This is a genomic window from Mesorhizobium sp. DCY119, from assembly GCF_003590645.1.
GTDB lineage: Bacteria > Pseudomonadota > Alphaproteobacteria > Rhizobiales > Rhizobiaceae > Mesorhizobium_M.
Window position 1 is genome coordinate 4,528,545 of sequence record NZ_CP031834.1, and the last position, 17,613, is coordinate 4,546,157.

At 62.1% G+C, this 17,613-nt stretch carries 15 protein-coding genes; 11 read left to right on the forward strand and 4 right to left on the reverse strand.

Annotated features, from left to right (window positions below; all coding sequences use genetic code 11):
* The first annotated feature begins 233 nt into the window (after positions 1–233).
* The 5 genes from DZG07_RS22145 (at position 234) to DZG07_RS22165 (ending at position 5,488) form a co-directional block, all read left to right on the forward strand.
* Positions 234–1,829, forward strand: a complete 1,596-nt coding sequence (locus tag DZG07_RS22145) for an ABC transporter substrate-binding protein (RefSeq protein ID WP_091918744.1) — start codon at positions 234–236, stop codon at positions 1,827–1,829.
* Between the two features lie 64 nt (positions 1,830–1,893).
* A complete protein-coding gene (locus tag DZG07_RS22150) occupies positions 1,894–2,901 on the forward strand; it encodes an ABC transporter permease subunit (protein WP_119820924.1) in 1,008 nt (335 codons plus the stop codon).
* A gap of 7 nt (positions 2,902–2,908) precedes the next feature.
* Complete coding sequence (locus DZG07_RS22155) at positions 2,909–3,814, forward strand: ABC transporter permease subunit (protein ID WP_091918742.1); 906 nt, start codon at positions 2,909–2,911, stop codon at positions 3,812–3,814.
* 1 nt (position 3,815) lies between these two features.
* Positions 3,816–4,661 (forward strand): ABC transporter ATP-binding protein, encoded by an 846-nt coding sequence (locus DZG07_RS22160; protein ID WP_119820926.1) that lies wholly within the window; start codon positions 3,816–3,818, stop codon positions 4,659–4,661.
* Positions 4,658–5,488: a dipeptide ABC transporter ATP-binding protein gene (locus tag DZG07_RS22165; protein WP_091918740.1), complete on the forward strand. Its 831-nt coding sequence runs from the start codon at positions 4,658–4,660 to the stop codon at positions 5,486–5,488. Before DZG07_RS22160 ends, DZG07_RS22165 begins: the two co-directional genes overlap by 4 nt.
* A 93-nt stretch (positions 5,489–5,581) precedes the next feature.
* On the opposite strand, the gene DZG07_RS22170 is transcribed toward DZG07_RS22165, so the two are convergent.
* On the reverse strand, positions 5,582–7,384 hold the full coding sequence (locus tag DZG07_RS22170) for an IlvD/Edd family dehydratase (RefSeq protein WP_119820928.1): 1,803 nt from the start codon (positions 7,382–7,384) through the stop codon (positions 5,582–5,584).
* Positions 7,385–8,655: 1,271 nt separating this feature from the next.
* Here DZG07_RS22170 and DZG07_RS22175 point away from each other — a divergent pair.
* Both DZG07_RS22175 and DZG07_RS22180 read left to right on the forward strand, forming a co-directional pair.
* Complete coding sequence (locus DZG07_RS22175) at positions 8,656–9,108, forward strand: carbon monoxide dehydrogenase subunit G (protein WP_091918920.1); 453 nt, start codon at positions 8,656–8,658, stop codon at positions 9,106–9,108.
* Between the two features lie 103 nt (positions 9,109–9,211).
* Positions 9,212–9,505 (forward strand): hypothetical protein, encoded by a 294-nt coding sequence (locus DZG07_RS22180; protein ID WP_119920317.1) that lies wholly within the window; start codon positions 9,212–9,214, stop codon positions 9,503–9,505.
* Positions 9,506–9,665: 160 nt separating this feature from the next.
* Here DZG07_RS22180 and DZG07_RS22185 read toward each other — a convergent pair whose 3' ends face one another.
* From DZG07_RS22185 to DZG07_RS22195, 3 genes are all read right to left on the reverse strand, one after another.
* Positions 9,666–10,844, reverse strand: coding sequence for an Mrp/NBP35 family ATP-binding protein (locus tag DZG07_RS22185; RefSeq protein WP_119820932.1), 1,179 nt, complete (start codon positions 10,842–10,844; stop codon positions 9,666–9,668).
* Positions 10,845–10,958: 114 nt separating this feature from the next.
* Positions 10,959–11,216, reverse strand: coding sequence for a transcriptional regulator (locus DZG07_RS22190; RefSeq protein ID WP_133304790.1), 258 nt, complete (start codon positions 11,214–11,216; stop codon positions 10,959–10,961).
* Between the two features lie 38 nt (positions 11,217–11,254).
* On the reverse strand, positions 11,255–11,515 hold the full coding sequence (locus DZG07_RS22195) for a type II toxin-antitoxin system RelE/ParE family toxin (protein ID WP_245429552.1): 261 nt from the start codon (positions 11,513–11,515) through the stop codon (positions 11,255–11,257).
* Between the two features lie 181 nt (positions 11,516–11,696).
* Here DZG07_RS22195 and DZG07_RS22200 point away from each other — a divergent pair, with 181 nt between their 5' ends.
* The 4 genes from DZG07_RS22200 (at position 11,697) to fdhF (ending at position 17,611) form a co-directional block, all read left to right on the forward strand.
* Positions 11,697–12,593 (forward strand): LysR family transcriptional regulator, encoded by an 897-nt coding sequence (locus tag DZG07_RS22200; RefSeq protein ID WP_091917334.1) that lies wholly within the window; start codon positions 11,697–11,699, stop codon positions 12,591–12,593.
* A gap of 96 nt (positions 12,594–12,689) precedes the next feature.
* Positions 12,690–13,169 (forward strand): formate dehydrogenase subunit gamma, encoded by a 480-nt coding sequence (locus DZG07_RS22205; protein WP_119820934.1) that lies wholly within the window; start codon positions 12,690–12,692, stop codon positions 13,167–13,169.
* The gene (locus tag DZG07_RS22210; RefSeq protein ID WP_119820936.1) at positions 13,166–14,722 is read left to right on the forward strand and encodes an NADH-quinone oxidoreductase subunit NuoF; all 1,557 of its coding nucleotides are present in this window, start codon (positions 13,166–13,168) and stop codon (positions 14,720–14,722) included. The genes DZG07_RS22205 and DZG07_RS22210 overlap by 4 nt, the downstream gene beginning before the upstream one ends.
* 12 nt (positions 14,723–14,734) lie before the next feature.
* A complete protein-coding gene (gene fdhF / locus DZG07_RS22215) occupies positions 14,735–17,611 on the forward strand; it encodes a formate dehydrogenase subunit alpha (protein ID WP_119820938.1) in 2,877 nt (958 codons plus the stop codon).
* Positions 17,612–17,613 lie beyond the last annotated feature (2 nt).

Sequence of the window (17,613 nt, forward strand, 5' to 3'; positions counted from 1 at the left end):
AGTCGAGCGGCACGAAAATCAAGCTTTCGTCGTCACTGCATGACTGCGACGCTCTATTTCGTCGAGGCATTCCCGAATGAAATATTATGTCTATAATTTATCGGCTTTTTGAAACTTTGTTCCTCTTCCCAAACGGCATGTAGACAGGGAGTTCCAAAGCCCTGAAAACGATGCTTATATGCGCGCTCGAAGCCTGTTCAGAGGGGCTTGGTATCATGACAGGGAGTGTTTCAATGATAAGGAAGCTGACTTTTGCAGCTGCGCTTGCGGCTGCAACCGTCTTGGGCGGCGCGGCAGCAAATGCCAAAACGCTGGTTTATTGCTCGGAAGCGTCACCGGCCGGTTTTGACCCGTCGCCATGGAGCGGCGGCAACGATTTCGACGCGTCCTCGCGCACCATCTATTCGCGCCTGGTCGAGTTCGAGCACGGCAAGACGACCATCACGCCGGGTCTCGCCGAAAGCTGGACCGTCTCGGACGACGGTCTCGAATACACCTTCAAACTCAAGCCGGGCGTCAAGTTCCAGACGACCGACTATTTCACGCCGACCCGCGACCTCAACGCCGACGACGTGATCTTCTCCTTCGAGCGTCAGTGGAAAAAAGAGAACAAGTGGTTCGAATATCTTCCCGGCACCGGCTGGGAATATTTCACCGGCATGGGCTTCCCGGACCTGCTCAAGGAAATCGTCAAGGTCGACGACCTGACGGTGAAGTTCGTCCTCAACAAGCCGGAAGTCGCCTTCCTGCCTGACCTTGGCATGGACTTCGCTTCGATCGTCTCCAAGGAATATGCCGACTCGCTCGAAAAAGCCGGCACCATGCAGCAGTTCACGCAGAAGCCGATCGGCACCGGCCCGTTCCAGTTCGTTGACTACCAGGTCGACGCCGTCATCCGCTATGCGGCATGGGACGGTTACTTCGGCGGCCGTCAGAAGATCGACGACCTGATCTTCGCGATCACGCCCGACCCGGCAGTGCGCGCTCAGAAGCTGAAGGCCGGCGAATGCAACATCATGTCCTATCCTGCTCCGGCCGACATTGCCGGCTTGCAGGCTGACGAGAACCTGCATGTTGCCGAACAGGAAGGCCTGAACATCGGCTACATGGCCTACAACACGACCGTGGCGCCCTTCGACAAGGTCGAGGTCCGCAAGGCCCTCAACATGGCCGTCAACAAGCAGGCCATCATCGATGCGGTCTATCAGGGCGCTGGCCAGGTGGCCGTCAACCCGATCCCGCCAACGATGTGGTCCTACAACACCTCGATCAAGGACGACGAGTACAATCCGGAAGAATCAAAGAAGATGCTTGAGGCCGCTGGCGTCAAGGATCTCTCGATGAAGATCTGGGCAATGCCCGTCAGCCGTCCGTACAACCCGAACGCCCAGCGCGTCGCGGAACTGATCCAGGCCGACTACGCCAAGGTGGGCGTGAAGGCTGAGATCGTCAGCTACGAATGGACCGAGTATCGCGAACGCGGCAAGCAGAAGGACCGCGACGGCGCCTTCCAGCTCGGCTGGACCGGCGACAATGGCGATCCGGATAACTTCCTGTTCCTGCTCGGCTGCGATGCCATCGGCCAGTCCAACTATGCGATCTGGTGCAACAAGGAGTTCCAGGACCTGCTTCTGAAGGGCAAGGCCACGACGGATCAGGCCGAACGCACCAAGATCTACGAAGAAGCACAGGTCGTCTTCAAGCGCGAAGCGCCGTGGTTGACCATCGCTCACTCGAAGGTCTTCATGCCGATGTCCAAGAAGGTCTCGGGCTTCGTCATGGACCCGCTCGGCATCCATCGCTTCGACGGCGTCGACATCGCCGAATAACAAGGCAAGCGAATCGAGGGGACGGCGCCTTTAATGGGGCGTCGTCCCCTTCTCGCAAGAAAAAATGCTCCGATATATTCTCAACAAGCTCGCTCTGATCGTTCCGACGATCTTCGGCATCTCGCTGGCTGCGTTCGCCTTCGTGCGTTTGCTGCCCGGCGACCCCATTCTGGCCATGGCCGGCGAACGCGGCGTCAGCCCCGAGCGCTATCAGGAACTGCTCGAACGCTTCGGCTATAACCGTCCGATCTGGCTGCAATATTTCGACTATATCGGGAACGTGCTGCAGGGCGATTTCGGCATCTCCATCGCCACCAAGCGCCCCGTCATCGGCGAATTCCTGGCGCTGTTTCCGGCGACGCTGGAACTGGCGACGGTCGCCATGATCATTGCGGTTGTCATCGGCATTCCGGCCGGCATTTTCGCCGCCGTCAAACGCGGTTCGTGGTTCGATCAGTTGACCATGGGTGCCGCACTGACCGGCTATTCCATGCCGATCTTCTGGTGGGGCCTGCTGCTCATCATCTTCTTTTCCGGCTATCTCGGCTGGACGCCTGTCTCGGGCCGCATCGGCCTGCAATATTTCTTCCCACCGGTCACCGGCTTCATGCTGATCGACAGCCTGCTGTCGGGCAAGAGCGGCGCTTTCAGCTCCGCCGTCAGCCATTTGATCCTGCCGTCGATCGTGCTTGCCACCATTCCGCTTGCCGTCATTGCGCGCCAGACGCGCTCGGCGATGCTGGAGGTTCTCGGCGAAGACTATGTGCGCACCGCGCGGGCCAAGGGCCTGACGCCCCGCCGCGTCATCGGCATGCATGCCTTCCGTAACGCGCTGATCCCGGTCGTCACCACCATCGGCCTGCAGGTCGGCACGCTGATGGCAGGTGCCATCCTCACCGAAACCATTTTCTCCTGGCCGGGCATCGGCAAGTGGATGATCGATTCCATCGGCAAGCGCGATTATGTCGTGGTGCAGAGCGGCCTGCTTCTGATCGCGCTGATCGTGATGGCCGTCAATCTGATCGTCGATCTCCTCTACGCCGTCATCAACCCGCGAATCCGCGTGCAGTGAGGCCGAGATGAGCAACGAAACAGTCACATTGCCCGTCGAAGCCAAAGCCCGTCCGGGCGCCTTTGGCGAATTCTGGCACTATTTCTCCATGAACCACGGTGCGGTCCTCGGCCTTATCGTTTTCTCGCTGCTGGTACTGGTCGCGATCTTTGCGCCCTTGATTGCGCCGCATCTGCCCAACGAGCAGTATCGCGACGCGCTGCTGACGCCGCCCGCCTGGCATGAAGGCGGCAAGTCGATGTTCATCCTCGGCACCGACGCCGTCGGCCGCGACATCCTCTCGCGGCTGATCTACGGTGCGCGCTATTCGCTGTTCATCGGTCTCGTCGTCGTCGTCTTCTCACTGACCAGCGGCATCATACTCGGCGTACTCGCCGGCTATTTCCGCGGCTGGGTCGACACGCTGATCATGCGCGTCATGGACATCATTCTTGCCTTCCCCTCGCTGCTTCTGGCGCTGGTGCTGGTGGCAATCCTCGGGCCTGGCTTGTTCAACGCGATGCTGGCAATCGCGGTCGTCCTGCAACCGCACTTCGCCCGCCTGACGCGTGCTGCCGTGATGGCGGAAAAGAACCGGGAATACGTCATCTCGGCCAAGGTTGCGGGTGCTGGCCACCTGCGGCTGATGGCTGTGACGATCCTGCCGAACTGTCTCGCACCGCTGATCGTGCAGGCGACACTGTCCTTCTCCAACGCCATTCTCGAGGCTGCGGCACTGGGCTTCCTCGGCATGGGCGCGCAGCCACCGACGCCGGAATGGGGCACGATGCTGGCCGCCGCGCGCGAGTTCATCCTGCGCGCACCCTGGGTGGTGACCTATCCCGGCCTCGCCATCCTGATCACCGTGCTTGCCATCAACCTGATCGGCGACGGCCTGCGCGACGCCTTCGACCCCAAGCTGAAGAGGTCGTAAGATGCCGCTTCTCGAAATCAAGAACCTTTGCGTTTCCTTCGACACCAGCGTCGGCGCGTTCATGGCGGTGAAGGGCATCGACATGTCGATCGAGCCGCGCGAAGTGCTGGCGATCGTCGGCGAGTCCGGCTCGGGCAAATCCGTGTCGATGCTGGCCGTGATGGGGCTGCTGCCGAAGACCGCGACGGTGACCGCCGACCGTATGGCCTTCAACGGCGTCGATCTGCTCGGCCTCACCGGCGAACAGCGCCGCAAGATCATCGGCCGCGACATCGCCATGATCTTCCAGGAACCGATGGCGAGCCTGAACCCGTGCTTCACCGTCGGTTTCCAGATCGAGGAGGTGCTGCGCGTGCATATGGGCATGGACCGTGTCCAGCGCCGCGCCCGCGCCATCGAGCTCATGCAACAGGTCGGCATTGCCGAACCCGCCGAGCGGCTCGGCTCCTATCCGCACCAGATGTCGGGTGGGCAGTGCCAGCGCGTGATGATCGCCATCGCCATCGCCTGCAATCCGAAGCTGCTGATTGCCGACGAGCCGACGACCGCGCTCGACGTGACGATCCAGAAGCAGATCCTCGATCTCCTCATGCGCCTCCAGGCCGAGCACGGCATGGGGCTGATCATGATAACCCACAATATGGGCGTGGTCGCCGAAACCGCCGACCGCGTCATCGTCCAGTACAAGGGACGCAAGATGGAAGAAGCCGACGTGCTGTCGCTGTTTGAATCGCCGAAGAGCAACTACACCAAGGCGCTTCTTTCGGCCCTGCCCGACAACGCCACCGGCGACCGTCTGCCGACGATCACCGACTTCGTGCTCGACCCAGAGGGAGCGACGGCATGACCGAGATCGTTCTCCAGGCAAAGAACATCGTTCGCGACTATCATGTCGGCGGTGGTCTGCTTACGAAATCGCGCACCGTGCATGCGGTCAAGGGCGTGAGCTTCTCGGTCGAGAAAGGCAAAACGCTGGCCATCGTCGGCGAAAGCGGCTGCGGCAAGTCGACGCTCGCCCGCATCATCACGCTGATCGATCCGGCGACCTCCGGCGAGCTTCTGATCGACGGCAACAAGGTCGACATCGCCCATTCGGCGCTGACGCCGGAAATGCGCCGCAAGGTGCAGATCGTCTTCCAGAACCCCTACGGCTCGCTCAATCCGCGCCAGAAGATCGGCGACGTGCTCGGCGAACCGCTGAAGATCAACACCGACATTCCGGCAGCCGAGCGGCGCGACCGCGCCATGGCGATGCTGAAGAAGGTCGGGCTCGGCCCCGAGCACTACAACCGCTATCCGCACATGTTTTCCGGCGGCCAGCGCCAGCGCATCGCGATCGCCCGCGCGCTGATGCTGAACCCGAGCCTGCTGGTGCTCGACGAGCCGGTCTCGGCACTCGATCTTTCGGTGCAGGCGCAGGTGCTGAACCTGCTCGCCGATTTGCAGGACGAGTTCCAGCTTACTTACGTCTTCATCAGCCACGACCTCTCGGTGGTGCGCTACATCGCCGACGATGTGATGGTGATGTATTTCGGCGAGGCAGTCGAGTACGGGTCACGTGACGAGGTCTTTTCCGACCCGAAGCACAGCTACACCAAGACGCTGTTCGCCGCGACGCCCCGCGCCGATGTGGAGAGCATCAAGGCGAGACTGGCGAAGAAGAAGGCGGCTTGAGGTCTCGGTCACCAACGCTGGTTTAGACCCCTCTCCGTCTCGGCTTCGCCGAGACGGGAGCTAGCGCAGCGCTCGCAGGCCTGCCTTCTATCGTCAATGATTGTCCCGCGGCACGCCCTTCGTCTGCGCCACGCGCTGGTATTTCACCGCCGGCTTCAGCACCATGCCTTGCGCGAGCTGGTCGACCATGCCGCGCTGGATTTCCTGCCAGGGCGTCTGATGCTCGGGATAATGATAGCCGCCATTGTTCTGCAGTTCGGCGCGGCGGCGCACGATCTCATCGTCGGTGACGAGGATGTCGGCGGTGCCCTTCCGCAAGTCGATGCGCACACGATCACCTGTCTTCAGCAGCGCCAGCCCACCGCCGACCGCCGCTTCCGGCGAGGCGTTGAGGATGGACGGCGTGCCGGACGTGCCGGACTGACGGCCGTCTCCGATACAGGGCAGCGAGTGGATGCCCTTCTTGATGAGGTAGGCAGGCGGCTGCATGTTCACCACCTCCGCACCTCCGGGATAGCCGACAGGACCTGCCCCGCGCATGAACAGCAGCGTGTGCTCGTCGATGCCGAGCGCGGGATCATCGATGCGGGCGTGGTAATCCTCCGGTCCGTCGAACACCATCGCCTTACCCTCGAAGGCTTCGGGGTCTTTCGGGTTGGAGAGATAGCGGTCGCGGAATTCCGGCGAGATCACGCTGGTCTTCATGATGGCGCTGTCGAAAAGATTGCCCTTGAGATTGATGAAGCCCGCGCTTTCCTTGAGCGGGTTCGAGACGGAGTGGATCACCTCCGGATTGAAATTTTCGGCGTCGGCGCAATTGTCGCCTATCGAGCGGCCATTGACCGTAAGTGCTGCGGGATGCGGCAGCAGCTCGGCCTTGAGCAGTTCGGCGACCACCGCCGGCACACCGCCGGCATGATGATAATCCTCGCCGAGATATTCGCCGGCCGGCTGGAGGTTGACCAGCAGCGGAATCTTGTGGCCGACAGCCTGCCAGTCGTCATTGTCGAGCTTGACGCCGAGATGGCGCGCAATGGCGTTGAGGTGGATCGGCGCATTGGTCGAACCGCCGATCGCGGAATTGATGACGATGGCGTTTTCGAAGGCCTCGCGCGTCATGATGTCGGACGGCTTGAGATCCTCATGGACCATGCCGACGATGCGCTTGCCGGTCTCGTAGGAAATCTGCCCGCGCTCGCGATAGGGCGCGGGAATGGCGGCCGAACCCGGCAGCTGCATGCCGAGCGCCTCGGCCAGCGAATTCATCGTGGTCGCCGTGCCCATCGTGTTGCAATAGCCGACCGACGGTGCGGACGAGGCCACGATGTCCATGAACTCGTCATAGTCGATCTCGCCTGCCGAAAGCCGCTGGCGCGATTCCCAGACGATGGTGCCGGAGCCGGTGCGCTTGCCCTTGTGCCAGCCGTTCAGCATCGGTCCGACAGAGAGCGCGATCGCCGGAATGTTGACGGTTGCGGCGGCCATCAGCATGGCCGGCGTGGTCTTGTCGCAGCCAATGGTCAGCACCACGCCATCGAGCGGATAGCCGTAGAGCACCTCGACCAGCGAGAGATAGGCAAGATTGCGGTCGAGCGCGGCGGTCGGGCGCTTGCCCGTCTCCTGGATCGGATGGCAGGGAAATTCAAAGGCGACGCCCCCGGCCGCGACGATACCTTCGCGCACCCGCTTGGCAAGCTCAATGTGATGGCGGTTGCAGGGTGACAGGTCCGAGCCGGTCTGGGCGATGCCGATCAACGGCTTGCCCGATTGCAGCTCCTCGCGCGTCAAGCCGTAATTCAGGTAACGCTCGAGATAGAGTGCCGTCATGCCCGGATTGTCAGGATTGTCGAACCACTCCTGCGAGCGGAATTTTTTTGTTGTTTTTGCGCCGGCCATGTGGTGCTCCCGAATTCGGTGCTGAATGGTTATGACAAGGTGTGAACGGTCGCAAGGGGCACTTTGGACCTTGAGCGAAAACTGCCGGCAGCGCCGGTAGGAGCGTCCTTCGAGGATCAGCGTCTCCCTCCCGCTTGAGGGGGGAGAATACGCCGGCGCGCTTCATCCCCAACCTCCCTCATCCTGAGGTGCGAGCGAAGCGAGCCTCGAAGGACGCACCTGTTCATCGCCACGCCCTGCATCGCAGTCTGGCCATTGTCAAAGAGCCGGGAAAGACGGGCGGCCGAAATCTCGCTCATCTTTTGTATTTTCTGCGATCTTTCGACCGCCCGTCTCGGTGTCTGTCCCGAAGTCGGCCGGTCACAACGCCCGCTCCATGTACATTCCATGGACAAGACGCCGCGGGTTCTCCGCATGGTTTTGGGCAGTGGCATTTGCGCCGTGCTCGTTCCACGCCGACCTGTGTCGGGCCCTCGGGTCCCTGGCTACCACACCAGGGCGGGAGGTCACCGCCACTCCCCCTTGATCCCGGTTCCAGACCCGGTCCCGCAGGAGCGATGGAGGGATTATGGGGGTAGCGTTTGGGGTGGGGATAAATCGGGCGTGAAAAAATGTGTGGGATGAGTGGAAACAATGGGTTGAGTGGAAATCGGGTGGAAATCTTTCCCCCGCTGCGTGAGCTTCGGGTTCGGCAGTTCTGCACCGCTGCGGCCTTCATCGATGGTCCGGCATGGATCCGTCGCAAGAGCGACCCCCGCATGCGCTTCGCTCATGCTGCGCCCGGGATGACGAACTGCATGTTAGGTCTTCGCTAATCGTCAACGCTGGCTCGCGGCTGTTACGTCTCCGGCGTGGTAGCCGCGCCTGCTGTGCGGCAACAACGTTTGCGATTAGCGGTGACACCCCTCTCTTCGTCATCCCGGGCGGAGCATGAGCGAAGCGCATGCGGGGGTCGCTCTTGCGACGGATCCATGCCGGAACGGAGAAGAGCTTCGGCGGTGCAGACTGCAACAGCGTCAGGGCCGGGCCACGCCAGACGATGCGCTGACCAATAGATCCCGGATAACCTCCGCTCCGCTCCGGTTTCCGGGATGACGATTTCACGGCTATCACCGCTAATCTCTCAGAGTTGATGACGCATTGCGTCCCTCGTCACCAATCGTAAACGCCGGCCATGCCGCGATAGCTCGGCTGGCGCCCAACACTTTGGTGCGATGGACAAGACCTGCAGGGTTCGATACGCCTCATGAAGCAATCAGTCGGAGGACATCATGGCCCTGATTATCGAAGGCGAGGAACAGATCGCGGCACCCGTGCAGAAAGTTTGGGAAGCGCTGAACGACCCGGCGGTTCTCAAGGAATGCATTCCCGGCTGCCAAAGCCTGGAAATGAAGACGCCGACCGACATGGCCGCCACGGTGGTGTTGAAGATTGGCCCGATCAAGGCGACATTCGCCGGCGAGGTGACGCTGAAGAACCTGAAGCCGCCGCACTCCTACACCATTCAGGGCGAGGGCAAGGGCGGCATTGCCGGTTTCGCCAAGGGCGGCGCGGATGTGACGCTGACCGAGGATGGCGCGAACTCCACCCTCCTCAAATATGAGGCCAAGGCAGATGTCGGCGGCAAGATCGCACAGCTTGGCAGCCGATTGATCACCTCGACGTCGAAGAAGCTGGCAGGGCAGTTCTTTTCGAGTTTCAATGAGAAGGTGAGCGCCGGGTAACGGTTCGCTCCGGCAAGATTGCCGATTTTGTGAACTGCCGGATTACTTTTGAGCCTTGTCTGGCTGGACGTAGCCTGATCGTCTCTTCTTCGTGAGGTGAAACATGCGAGTTATCGTCCTTTCGGCAACAGGCTTTCTTTTGCTGGCCATAGCCGGCTGTGTCAGCGCGCAAGATCAACCTGATCAACAGGCGGCAGCCCCGCAGTCGCAGCAGCAAGACCAGCAGACCGCCAATGCCGAGTCCGCCAATACGGATGTGGACCACGACAAGACGTTAAGCACTCAGCGGCAAGGCAACGATCGCTATCCGGTTTGCAGCCCCATGGATTCGAACAACCATCTGGATGTTTCCACGGGGAAGTTCGTCGGTCCCAGCTGCCAGATGGAAGCTGACTGATCGGGTGATTTTGCAGGCTGCACTGCTGAGCGCGTAGCGTCTTCCTCCCTCCGGAGGGAGAGGAAGGGCGTCAAGCTTTGTCGGCTCGCGCCTTCCCTCTCCCCCGTCGAACGAGGGAGAGCTGATCCGCGAAGCGGATCGGAGTGGGGGTCGACCAGCGTTACTCGAAAACGATGCTCGGCACAGCGGCCTCAGCTGCCCCGCGTTCTTCGTTGACCCGCTCCCAGACCTTCGAGGCGATGCCGCGGTAGATCTTCGCTTCCGGTCCCTCGGGCTTCGACACCACGACCGGCGTGCCGGCGTCAGACGTTTCGCGGATTTCCATCTGCAGCGGCACTTCGCCAAGGAAGGTGACGCCGAGGCGTTCGGCTTCCTTCCTCGCGCCGCCATGACCGAAGATGTCGTAGCGTTTGCCGGTGTCGGGAGCGATGAAGTAGCTCATATTCTCGACGATGCCGAGCAGCGGCACATCGACCTTCTTGAACATGTTCAGACCCTTGCGGGCATCGATCAGCGCCAGGTCCTGCGGCGTCGAGACGATGACGGCGCCGGCCAACGGCACCTGCTGGGCCATGGTGAGTTGCGCGTCGCCGGTGCCGGGCGGCATGTCGACCACCAGCACGTCGAGCGGACCCCATTCGACCTCGCGCAGCATCTGGGTGAGTGCCGACATGACCATCGGCCCGCGCCAGATCATCGGCGTTTCCTCATCGACGAGGAAACCCATCGACATGACCTTGAGGCCGTATTTTTCCATCGGCTTCAGGATCTTGCCGTCGACCGTCTGCGGCCGGCCGTGGAGATCGAGCAGCTTCGGCATGGACGGGCCATAGATGTCGGCGTCGAGCACGCCGACCTTCAGCCCGTTCGCCGCGAGGCCGAGCGCGATGTTGATGGCGGTGGTCGATTTGCCGACGCCGCCCTTGCCGGATGCGACCGCGATGATCGCCTCGATGCCCGGCACGCCGCGCTTGCCCGGTTGATGGCCGGCCGGCGCTTGGGGCGCGGGCCGAGCTACCGGAGCGGCAGGAACAGGACGAGGCGCTGCCGGACGCGCCGGCGGCGGTGGCGCTTCCATGCCGCCGCCCTTTTTCTCGGCGGTCAGCGCGACAACGGCGCCGGCAACGCCGGGAATGGCACGCACCACGCGTTCGGCTGCGGCACGCAGCGGCTCCATTTCCTTGGCGCGGGCGGCCGGCACGGTGATGGAGAAGAAGACCTTCTGGTCGGCGATGAAAATCTCGGAAACGAGACCAAGGCTGACGATATCGCCGGAAAAATCCGGGCCGTTGACCGTCTTCAGCCGTTCGAGAACGATTTCCTTGGTGACAATGGTCATGGCAGCCCTTTTCGGTCCTTGGTCGCGTTTCAGATAATGCAGATCACGGCCAGAACCAAGCGCGCAAAACGGCAATCGACTTCGTCGGAAAGCGCGGTCGAGAAAAATGACGGCTCAGGAAGCCAACGCCCTGCGTGCAGCGTCGGGTTCTTTTTCAATGATACGCAACAGCGTTGTCATGGCGGCATCGGGCTTCCTGCGGCCTTGCTCGTAGGATTCCATCGTACGTGCCGAAATGTGGAATTCCGCCTCGAAAGCCTTGGTGCTGCGCGCCACTCTGCGGCGAATTTCACGAATTCTCTCGGGCGTCAAAACATCGGCCGGAACTTCATAGCTTTCGACGTCAATCTCGCCGCGAAGATGCGCCGCCATCTCCTCAAAGGCTTCGACGAGATCCGCTCCTACCCTGCTCATTTCCCACTTCCTTTCAAACTGTCGATGGCCGCCAGAATCGCCTTGCGCTGATCGGGGGAGAGATCGTCGCGTTCATTCTTCGGATAGGCCGTCATCATATAGATAGCCGTTTCGACGGCGACATAGTAGATGACCCGCCCGCCGCCGCTCTTGCCTCTTCCCGGCAACGCGAAGCGAGCCTTTCGAACGCCGCGCAGGCCCTTGATGACGGGATGAGCTTCAGGTGCCGCCGCGAGATCGAGTTCGATGCGCCGCATGGCCGGATCGTCCAGCCCCATCCGTTCCATCGCACGAGTGTAGGGCTTCAGCCGAACGATCCTCATTTCACGATTTTACTACAAACGAGAACTACGTCAATGTAGTAGCAACGATGGAGGAAGCCTGCTCTTGCTTGTTGGCCGATTTTACCGGACGGTGCCTGCTTCGAGAAAGCAGAACATGATCGACAAGCTGGAATTCTTCATAGCTCTCGCCAAGCAGCAGCATTTCGGCCGCGCGGCGGAAGAATGCGGCGTGACGCAGCCGACGCTTTCGGCCGGCATCAAGCAGCTCGAGGAGGCGCTGGGCGTGATGCTGGTGCAGCGCGGTTCGCGCTTCCAGGGGCTGACGCCGGAAGGCAGCCGCGTGCTGGAATGGGCGCGGCGCATCGTCGGCGATGCCCGCACCATGCGCGAGGAGATGCGCGCGGCGCGCCACGGACTTGCCGGCCATGTGCGGATTGCCGCGATCCCGACCGCGCTTGCCATGACGCCGCGCCTGACCACGCCGTTTCGCGAAAAACACCCGGGCGTGACCTTCTCGATCCTGTCGCGCACGTCGATCGAGGTGCTGACCTTGCTGGAAAACTTCGAGATCGATGTCGGCATCAGCTATCTCGACAACGAGCCGCTGGGGCGCGTGGCGACCGTGCCGCTCTATTCGGAGCGCTACCAGCTCATCACCGCCGCAGGTAACCCGTTTTCCGAAAGCAAGACTGTGACATGGGCGGAGGTGTCCGCCTTGCCGCTGTGCCTGCTGACCCCCGACATGCAGAACCGGCGCATCATCAACCAGCATCTCGGCGAGGCCGGCGCGGAAGCGCATCCGACGCTGGAATCGAACTCGATGATCGTGCTGTTTTCGCATATCCGCACCGGAAAATGGTCCTCGATCATGCCGCTCAACCTTGCCGAGACCTTCGGCTTCGCCGAGCCGATCCGCGCCATACCCATCGTCGAGCCGGATGCCAGCCATCTCGTTGGACTGGTTGCCGCGCATCGCGAACCGCATACGCCGCTGGTTTCAGCACTGCTGCACCAGGCCCGGATATTGGCCGCCGATCTTTCCCTTCTTTGATAGAAATTTCCTATCGTTCAACGAATGAGCTCTATTGATTGAGCTTTTCCGTTTTGATTAGTTCTAAAGTGAGGAAATTTATAGGGAGGGCGCTGCATGTCTATGCAGGCTGCAAGTACCCAGATCGCGTCGCGAGCGGCGGCAATCGTTGACGAGATGAAGGCGCTCGAAGGCCCTCTCCTGCCCATCCTGCACGAGATCCAGGAAGAATTCGGCCATGTACCGGCCGAAACGCTGCCGATCATCGCCAAAGTGCTGAACATCAGCAATGCCGAAGTGCACGGCGTCGTCACTTTCTATCATGATTATCGCAACCATCCGGCCGGTCGCCACGTTTTGAAGGTGTGCCGCGCGGAAGCCTGCCAGTCGATGGGCGGCGATGCCATCGCGGCCCAGATCAGCCAGGCACTGGGCATCGGCTTCCACGAGACGGCGAAGGACAATTCGGTTACACTGGAGCCGGTCTATTGCCTCGGCCTTTGCGCCTGTGCGCCCGCCGCCATGCTCGACGGCGAAGTCATTGGCAGGCTTGATGCCGACAAGATCGAAGAGATCGTTCGGGAGGTACGCTCGTGACGGTCACTATCTACATACCCCGCGATTCCGGCGCGCTGGCGCTCGGCGCCGAGAAGGTTGCCAAGGCTGTCGCGCAGGAGATCGAAACGCGCGGGCTGGACGCCAAGATCGTGCGCAACGGTTCGCGCGGCCTTTACTGGCTTGAGCCGATGGTGGAAGTGGCGACCGAAGCCGGCCGCGTTGCCTACGGCCCGATCTCGGCCAAGGACGTTGCCTCGCTGTTCGACGCAGGCCTGGCCTCGGGTGGCGAGCACAAGCTCTCGCTCGGCGACCCCGAAAAAATTCCGTTCCTCGCCAAGCAGACCCGCCTCACCTTCGCGCGCTGCGGCATCACCGACCCGCTGTCGCTTGAGGACTACAGGAACCATGGCGGCCTGAAGGGGCTGGAGAATGCAATTGCAATGACGCCTGCCGATGTCGTCAAGCAGGTGACCGACTCGGGCCTGCGCGGGCGCGGCGGCGCCGGCTTCCCGACCGGCATCAAGTGGAAGACCGTTCTCGATACGACCGCCGACCGCAAGTACATCGTCTGCAATGCCGACGAGGGCGACTCGGCGACCTTTGCCGACCGCATGATCATGGAGGGCGATCCTTTCGTGCTGATCGAAGGCATGACGATTGCCGGCATCGCGACGGGTGCGACCAAGGGCTTCGTCTATATCCGCTCGGAATATCCGCATGCGGTGGCGACGATGCAGAAGGCCGTCGAGGTGGCGCGCAAGGCCGGCGTGCTCGGCGTCAATGTGATGGGCTCGCCCAACGCCTTCGACATGGAAATCCGCGTCGGCGCAGGTGCTTATGTCTGCGGCGAGGAAACTTCGCTGCTGAACAGCCTGGAAGGCAAGCGCGGCATCGTGCGCGCCAAGCCGCCACTGCCGGCGATCCAGGGCCTGTTCGGCAAGCCGACCGTCATCAACAATGTGATTTCGCTGGCCTCCGTGCCGATCGTCATGGATCGCGGCGCGCAGCACTACAAGGATTTCGGCATGGGCCGCTCGCGCGGCACGATCCCGATCCAGATTGCCGGCAACGCCAAGCATGGCGGGTTGTTCGAGGCAGCCTTTGGCCTGACGCTGGGCGAAATCGTCGATGAGATCGGAGGCGGTACCGTCACCGGACGCCCGGTCAAGGCGGTGCAGGTCGGCGGACCGCTGGGGGCCTATTTCCCGCGTTCGCTGTTTGACACGCCGTTCGACTATGAGGCGTTCGCGGCCAAGGATGGCCTGATCGGCCACGCCGGCATCACAGTTTTCGACGACAGCGCCGACATGCTGAAGCAGGCGCGCTTTGCCATGGAATTCTGCGCCATCGAGTCCTGCGGCAAGTGCACACCCTGCCGCATCGGTTCGACGCGCGGCGTCGAAACCATCGACAAGATCGCGCACAATATCGAGCCCGAGAAGAACCTCGCGCTGGTTACTGACCTCTGCAACACGATGAAGTTCGGTTCGCTCTGCGCCCTGGGCGGCTTCACGCCCTACCCGGTGATGAGCGCGATCAACCACTTCCCCGAAGATTTCCGGCCGACGCCGGTCGCTCAAGCAGCCGAATAAGGAGACAGGATCATGGGTCTCGTCCACGAAATCGACTACGGCACCCCGGCCTCGAAAGCGGAAAAGCAGGTCACGCTGAGCGTCGACGGCTTCATCGTTACCGTGCCGGAAGGCACCTCGATCATGCGCGCCTCGATGGAGGCCGGCATTGCCATTCCGAAGCTTTGCGCCACCGACATGGTCGACGCTTTCGGCTCCTGCCGCCTCTGCCTGGTGGAGATCGAGGGCCGCAACGGCACGCCCTCCTCCTGCACGACGCCGGTGGCGCCCGGCATGGTGGTGCACACCCAGACCGGCCGGCTGAAGGACATCCGCCGCGGCGTGATGGAACTCTACATCTCCGACCATCCGCTCGACTGCCTGACCTGTGCGGCAAACGGCGACTGCGAATTGCAGACGCAGGCCGGTGTCGTCGGCCTGCGCGATGTGCGCTACGGCTACGAAGGCGACAACCACGTCTTCAAGAAGATGGACGGCGCGGAAAACTTCAAATGGATGGCGAAGGACGAATCCAACCCGTACTTCACCTATGACCCATCGAAATGCATCGTCTGCTCGCGCTGCGTGCGCGCCTGCGAGGAAGTGCAAGGCACCTTCGCCCTGACCATCGAAGGCCGTGGCTTCGGCAGCCGCGTATCGCCGGGCATGCACCAGCCCTTCATCGACTCGGAATGCGTTTCCTGCGGCGCCTGCGTGCAGGCCTGCCCGACCGCGACGCTGACGGAAAAGAGCGTCATACAGATCGGCCAGCCGGAGCATTCGGTCGTCACCACCTGCGCCTATTGCGGCGTCGGCTGCTCGTTCAAGGCCGAAATGCGCGGCGACGAGCTGGTGCGCATGGTGCCCTACAAGGACGGCAAGGCCAATCGCGGCCATAGCTGCGTCAAGGGCCGCTTCGCCTATGGCTATGCCACGCACAAGGAGCGCATCCTCAACCCGATGATCCGCGAAAAGATCACCGATCCGTGGCGCGAAGTGTCGTGGGAAGAGGCACTGACCCACACCGCCAACGAATTCCGCCGCCTGCAGTACCAGTATGGCCGCACGGCAATCGGCGGCATCACCTCCTCGCGCTGCACCAACGAGGAAACCTATCTCGTCCAGAAGCTGATCCGCCAGGGCTTCCTCAACAACAACGTCGATACCTGCGCCCGCGTCTGCCATTCGCCGACCGGCTACGGCCTCGGCCAGACCTACGGCACCTCCGCCGGCACGCAGGATTTCGACTCGGTCGAAGATTCCGACGTGATCATGGTGATCGGCGCCAATCCTTCTGCCGCGCATCCGGTCTTCGCCTCGCGCATGAAGAAGCGCATCCGCCAGGGCGCCAAGCTGATCGTGCTCGATCCGCGCGTTACCGAGACGGTGGATTCGGTTCACGCCAAGGCCGACTATCATCTGCCGCTGAAGCCCGGCACCAATGTCGCCGTGGTCACCTCGCTGGCGCATGTCATCGTGACGGAAGGGCTGTTCGACGAGCAGTTCATTCGCGAGCGCTGCGACTGGTCGGAATTCGAGGATTACGCCGGTTTTGTCTCCGACGAACGCCACAGCCCCGAGCAGGTGGAAAAGCTGTCCGGCGTGCCGGCAGAGAAAATCCGCGAGGCGGCCCGGCTTTATGCGACGGGCGGCAACGGCGCGATTTATTACGGCCTCGGCGTGACCGAGCACAGCCAGGGCTCGACCACCGTCATCGCCATCGCCAACCTCGCCATGCTGACCGGCAATATCGGCCGGCGCGGCGTCGGCGTGAACCCGCTGCGCGGCCAGAACAACGTGCAGGGCTCCTGCGACATGGGCTCGTTCCCGCACGAACTGCCGGGCTATCGCCACATCTCGGGCGATGCCGTGCGCGACATCTATGAGAGCCTGTGGGGCGTGAAGCTCGACAACGAGCCGGGCCTGCGCATTCCCAACATGCTGGACGCCGCCGTCGAAGGCACGTTCAAGGGCATCTACATCCAGGGCGAAGACATTCTCCAGTCCGATCCGGACACCAAGCATGTCTCGGCCGGCCTCGCCGCCATGGAATGCGTGGTGGTGCATGACCTGTTCCTGAACGAGACGGCGCGCTACGCCCACGTCTTCCTGCCGGGCTCGACCTTCCTCGAGAAGGACGGCACCTTCACCAACGCCGAGCGCCGCATCAACCGCGTGCGCAAGGTGATGGCGCCGAAGAACGGCTTTGCCGACTGGGAAGTGACGCAGAAGCTTGCCCAGGCGATGGGCCTGGACTGGAACTACCAGCACCCGTCGGAAATCATGGACGAGATCGCGCAGACGACGCCGAGCTTCGCCAAGGTTTCCTACGACTATCTCGACAAGATGGGCTCGGTGCAGTGGCCGTGCAACGAGGCGGCACCGGAAGGCACGCCGATCATGCATATCGACCATTTTGTGCGCGGCAAGGGCAAGTTCATCCGCACCGAATATGTGGCGACGGACGAAAAGACCGGCCCGCGCTTCCCGCTGCTGCTCACCACCGGCCGCATCCTCTCGCAATACAATGTCGGCGCGCAGACGCGGCGTACCGAAAATGTCGTCTGGCATTCGGAGGACCGTCTGGAAGTCCACCCGCACGATGCCGAGAATCGCGGCATTCGCGACGGCGACTGGGTGCGCCTGCAAAGCCGGGCTGGCGAGACGACCTTGCGCGCGCTGATCACCGACCGCGTGTCGCCGGGTGTCGTCTACACCACCTTCCATCACCCCGACACGCAGGCCAACGTCATCACCACCGACTTCTCCGACTGGGCGACCAACTGCCCTGAATACAAGGTCACCGCCGTTCAGGTGGCGCCGTCCAACGGCCCGTCCGAGTGGCAGGAGGAGTATGAGGACCTGTCGCAGCGCTCGCGCAAGATTGCGACACTGGAAGCGGCGGAGTAGGT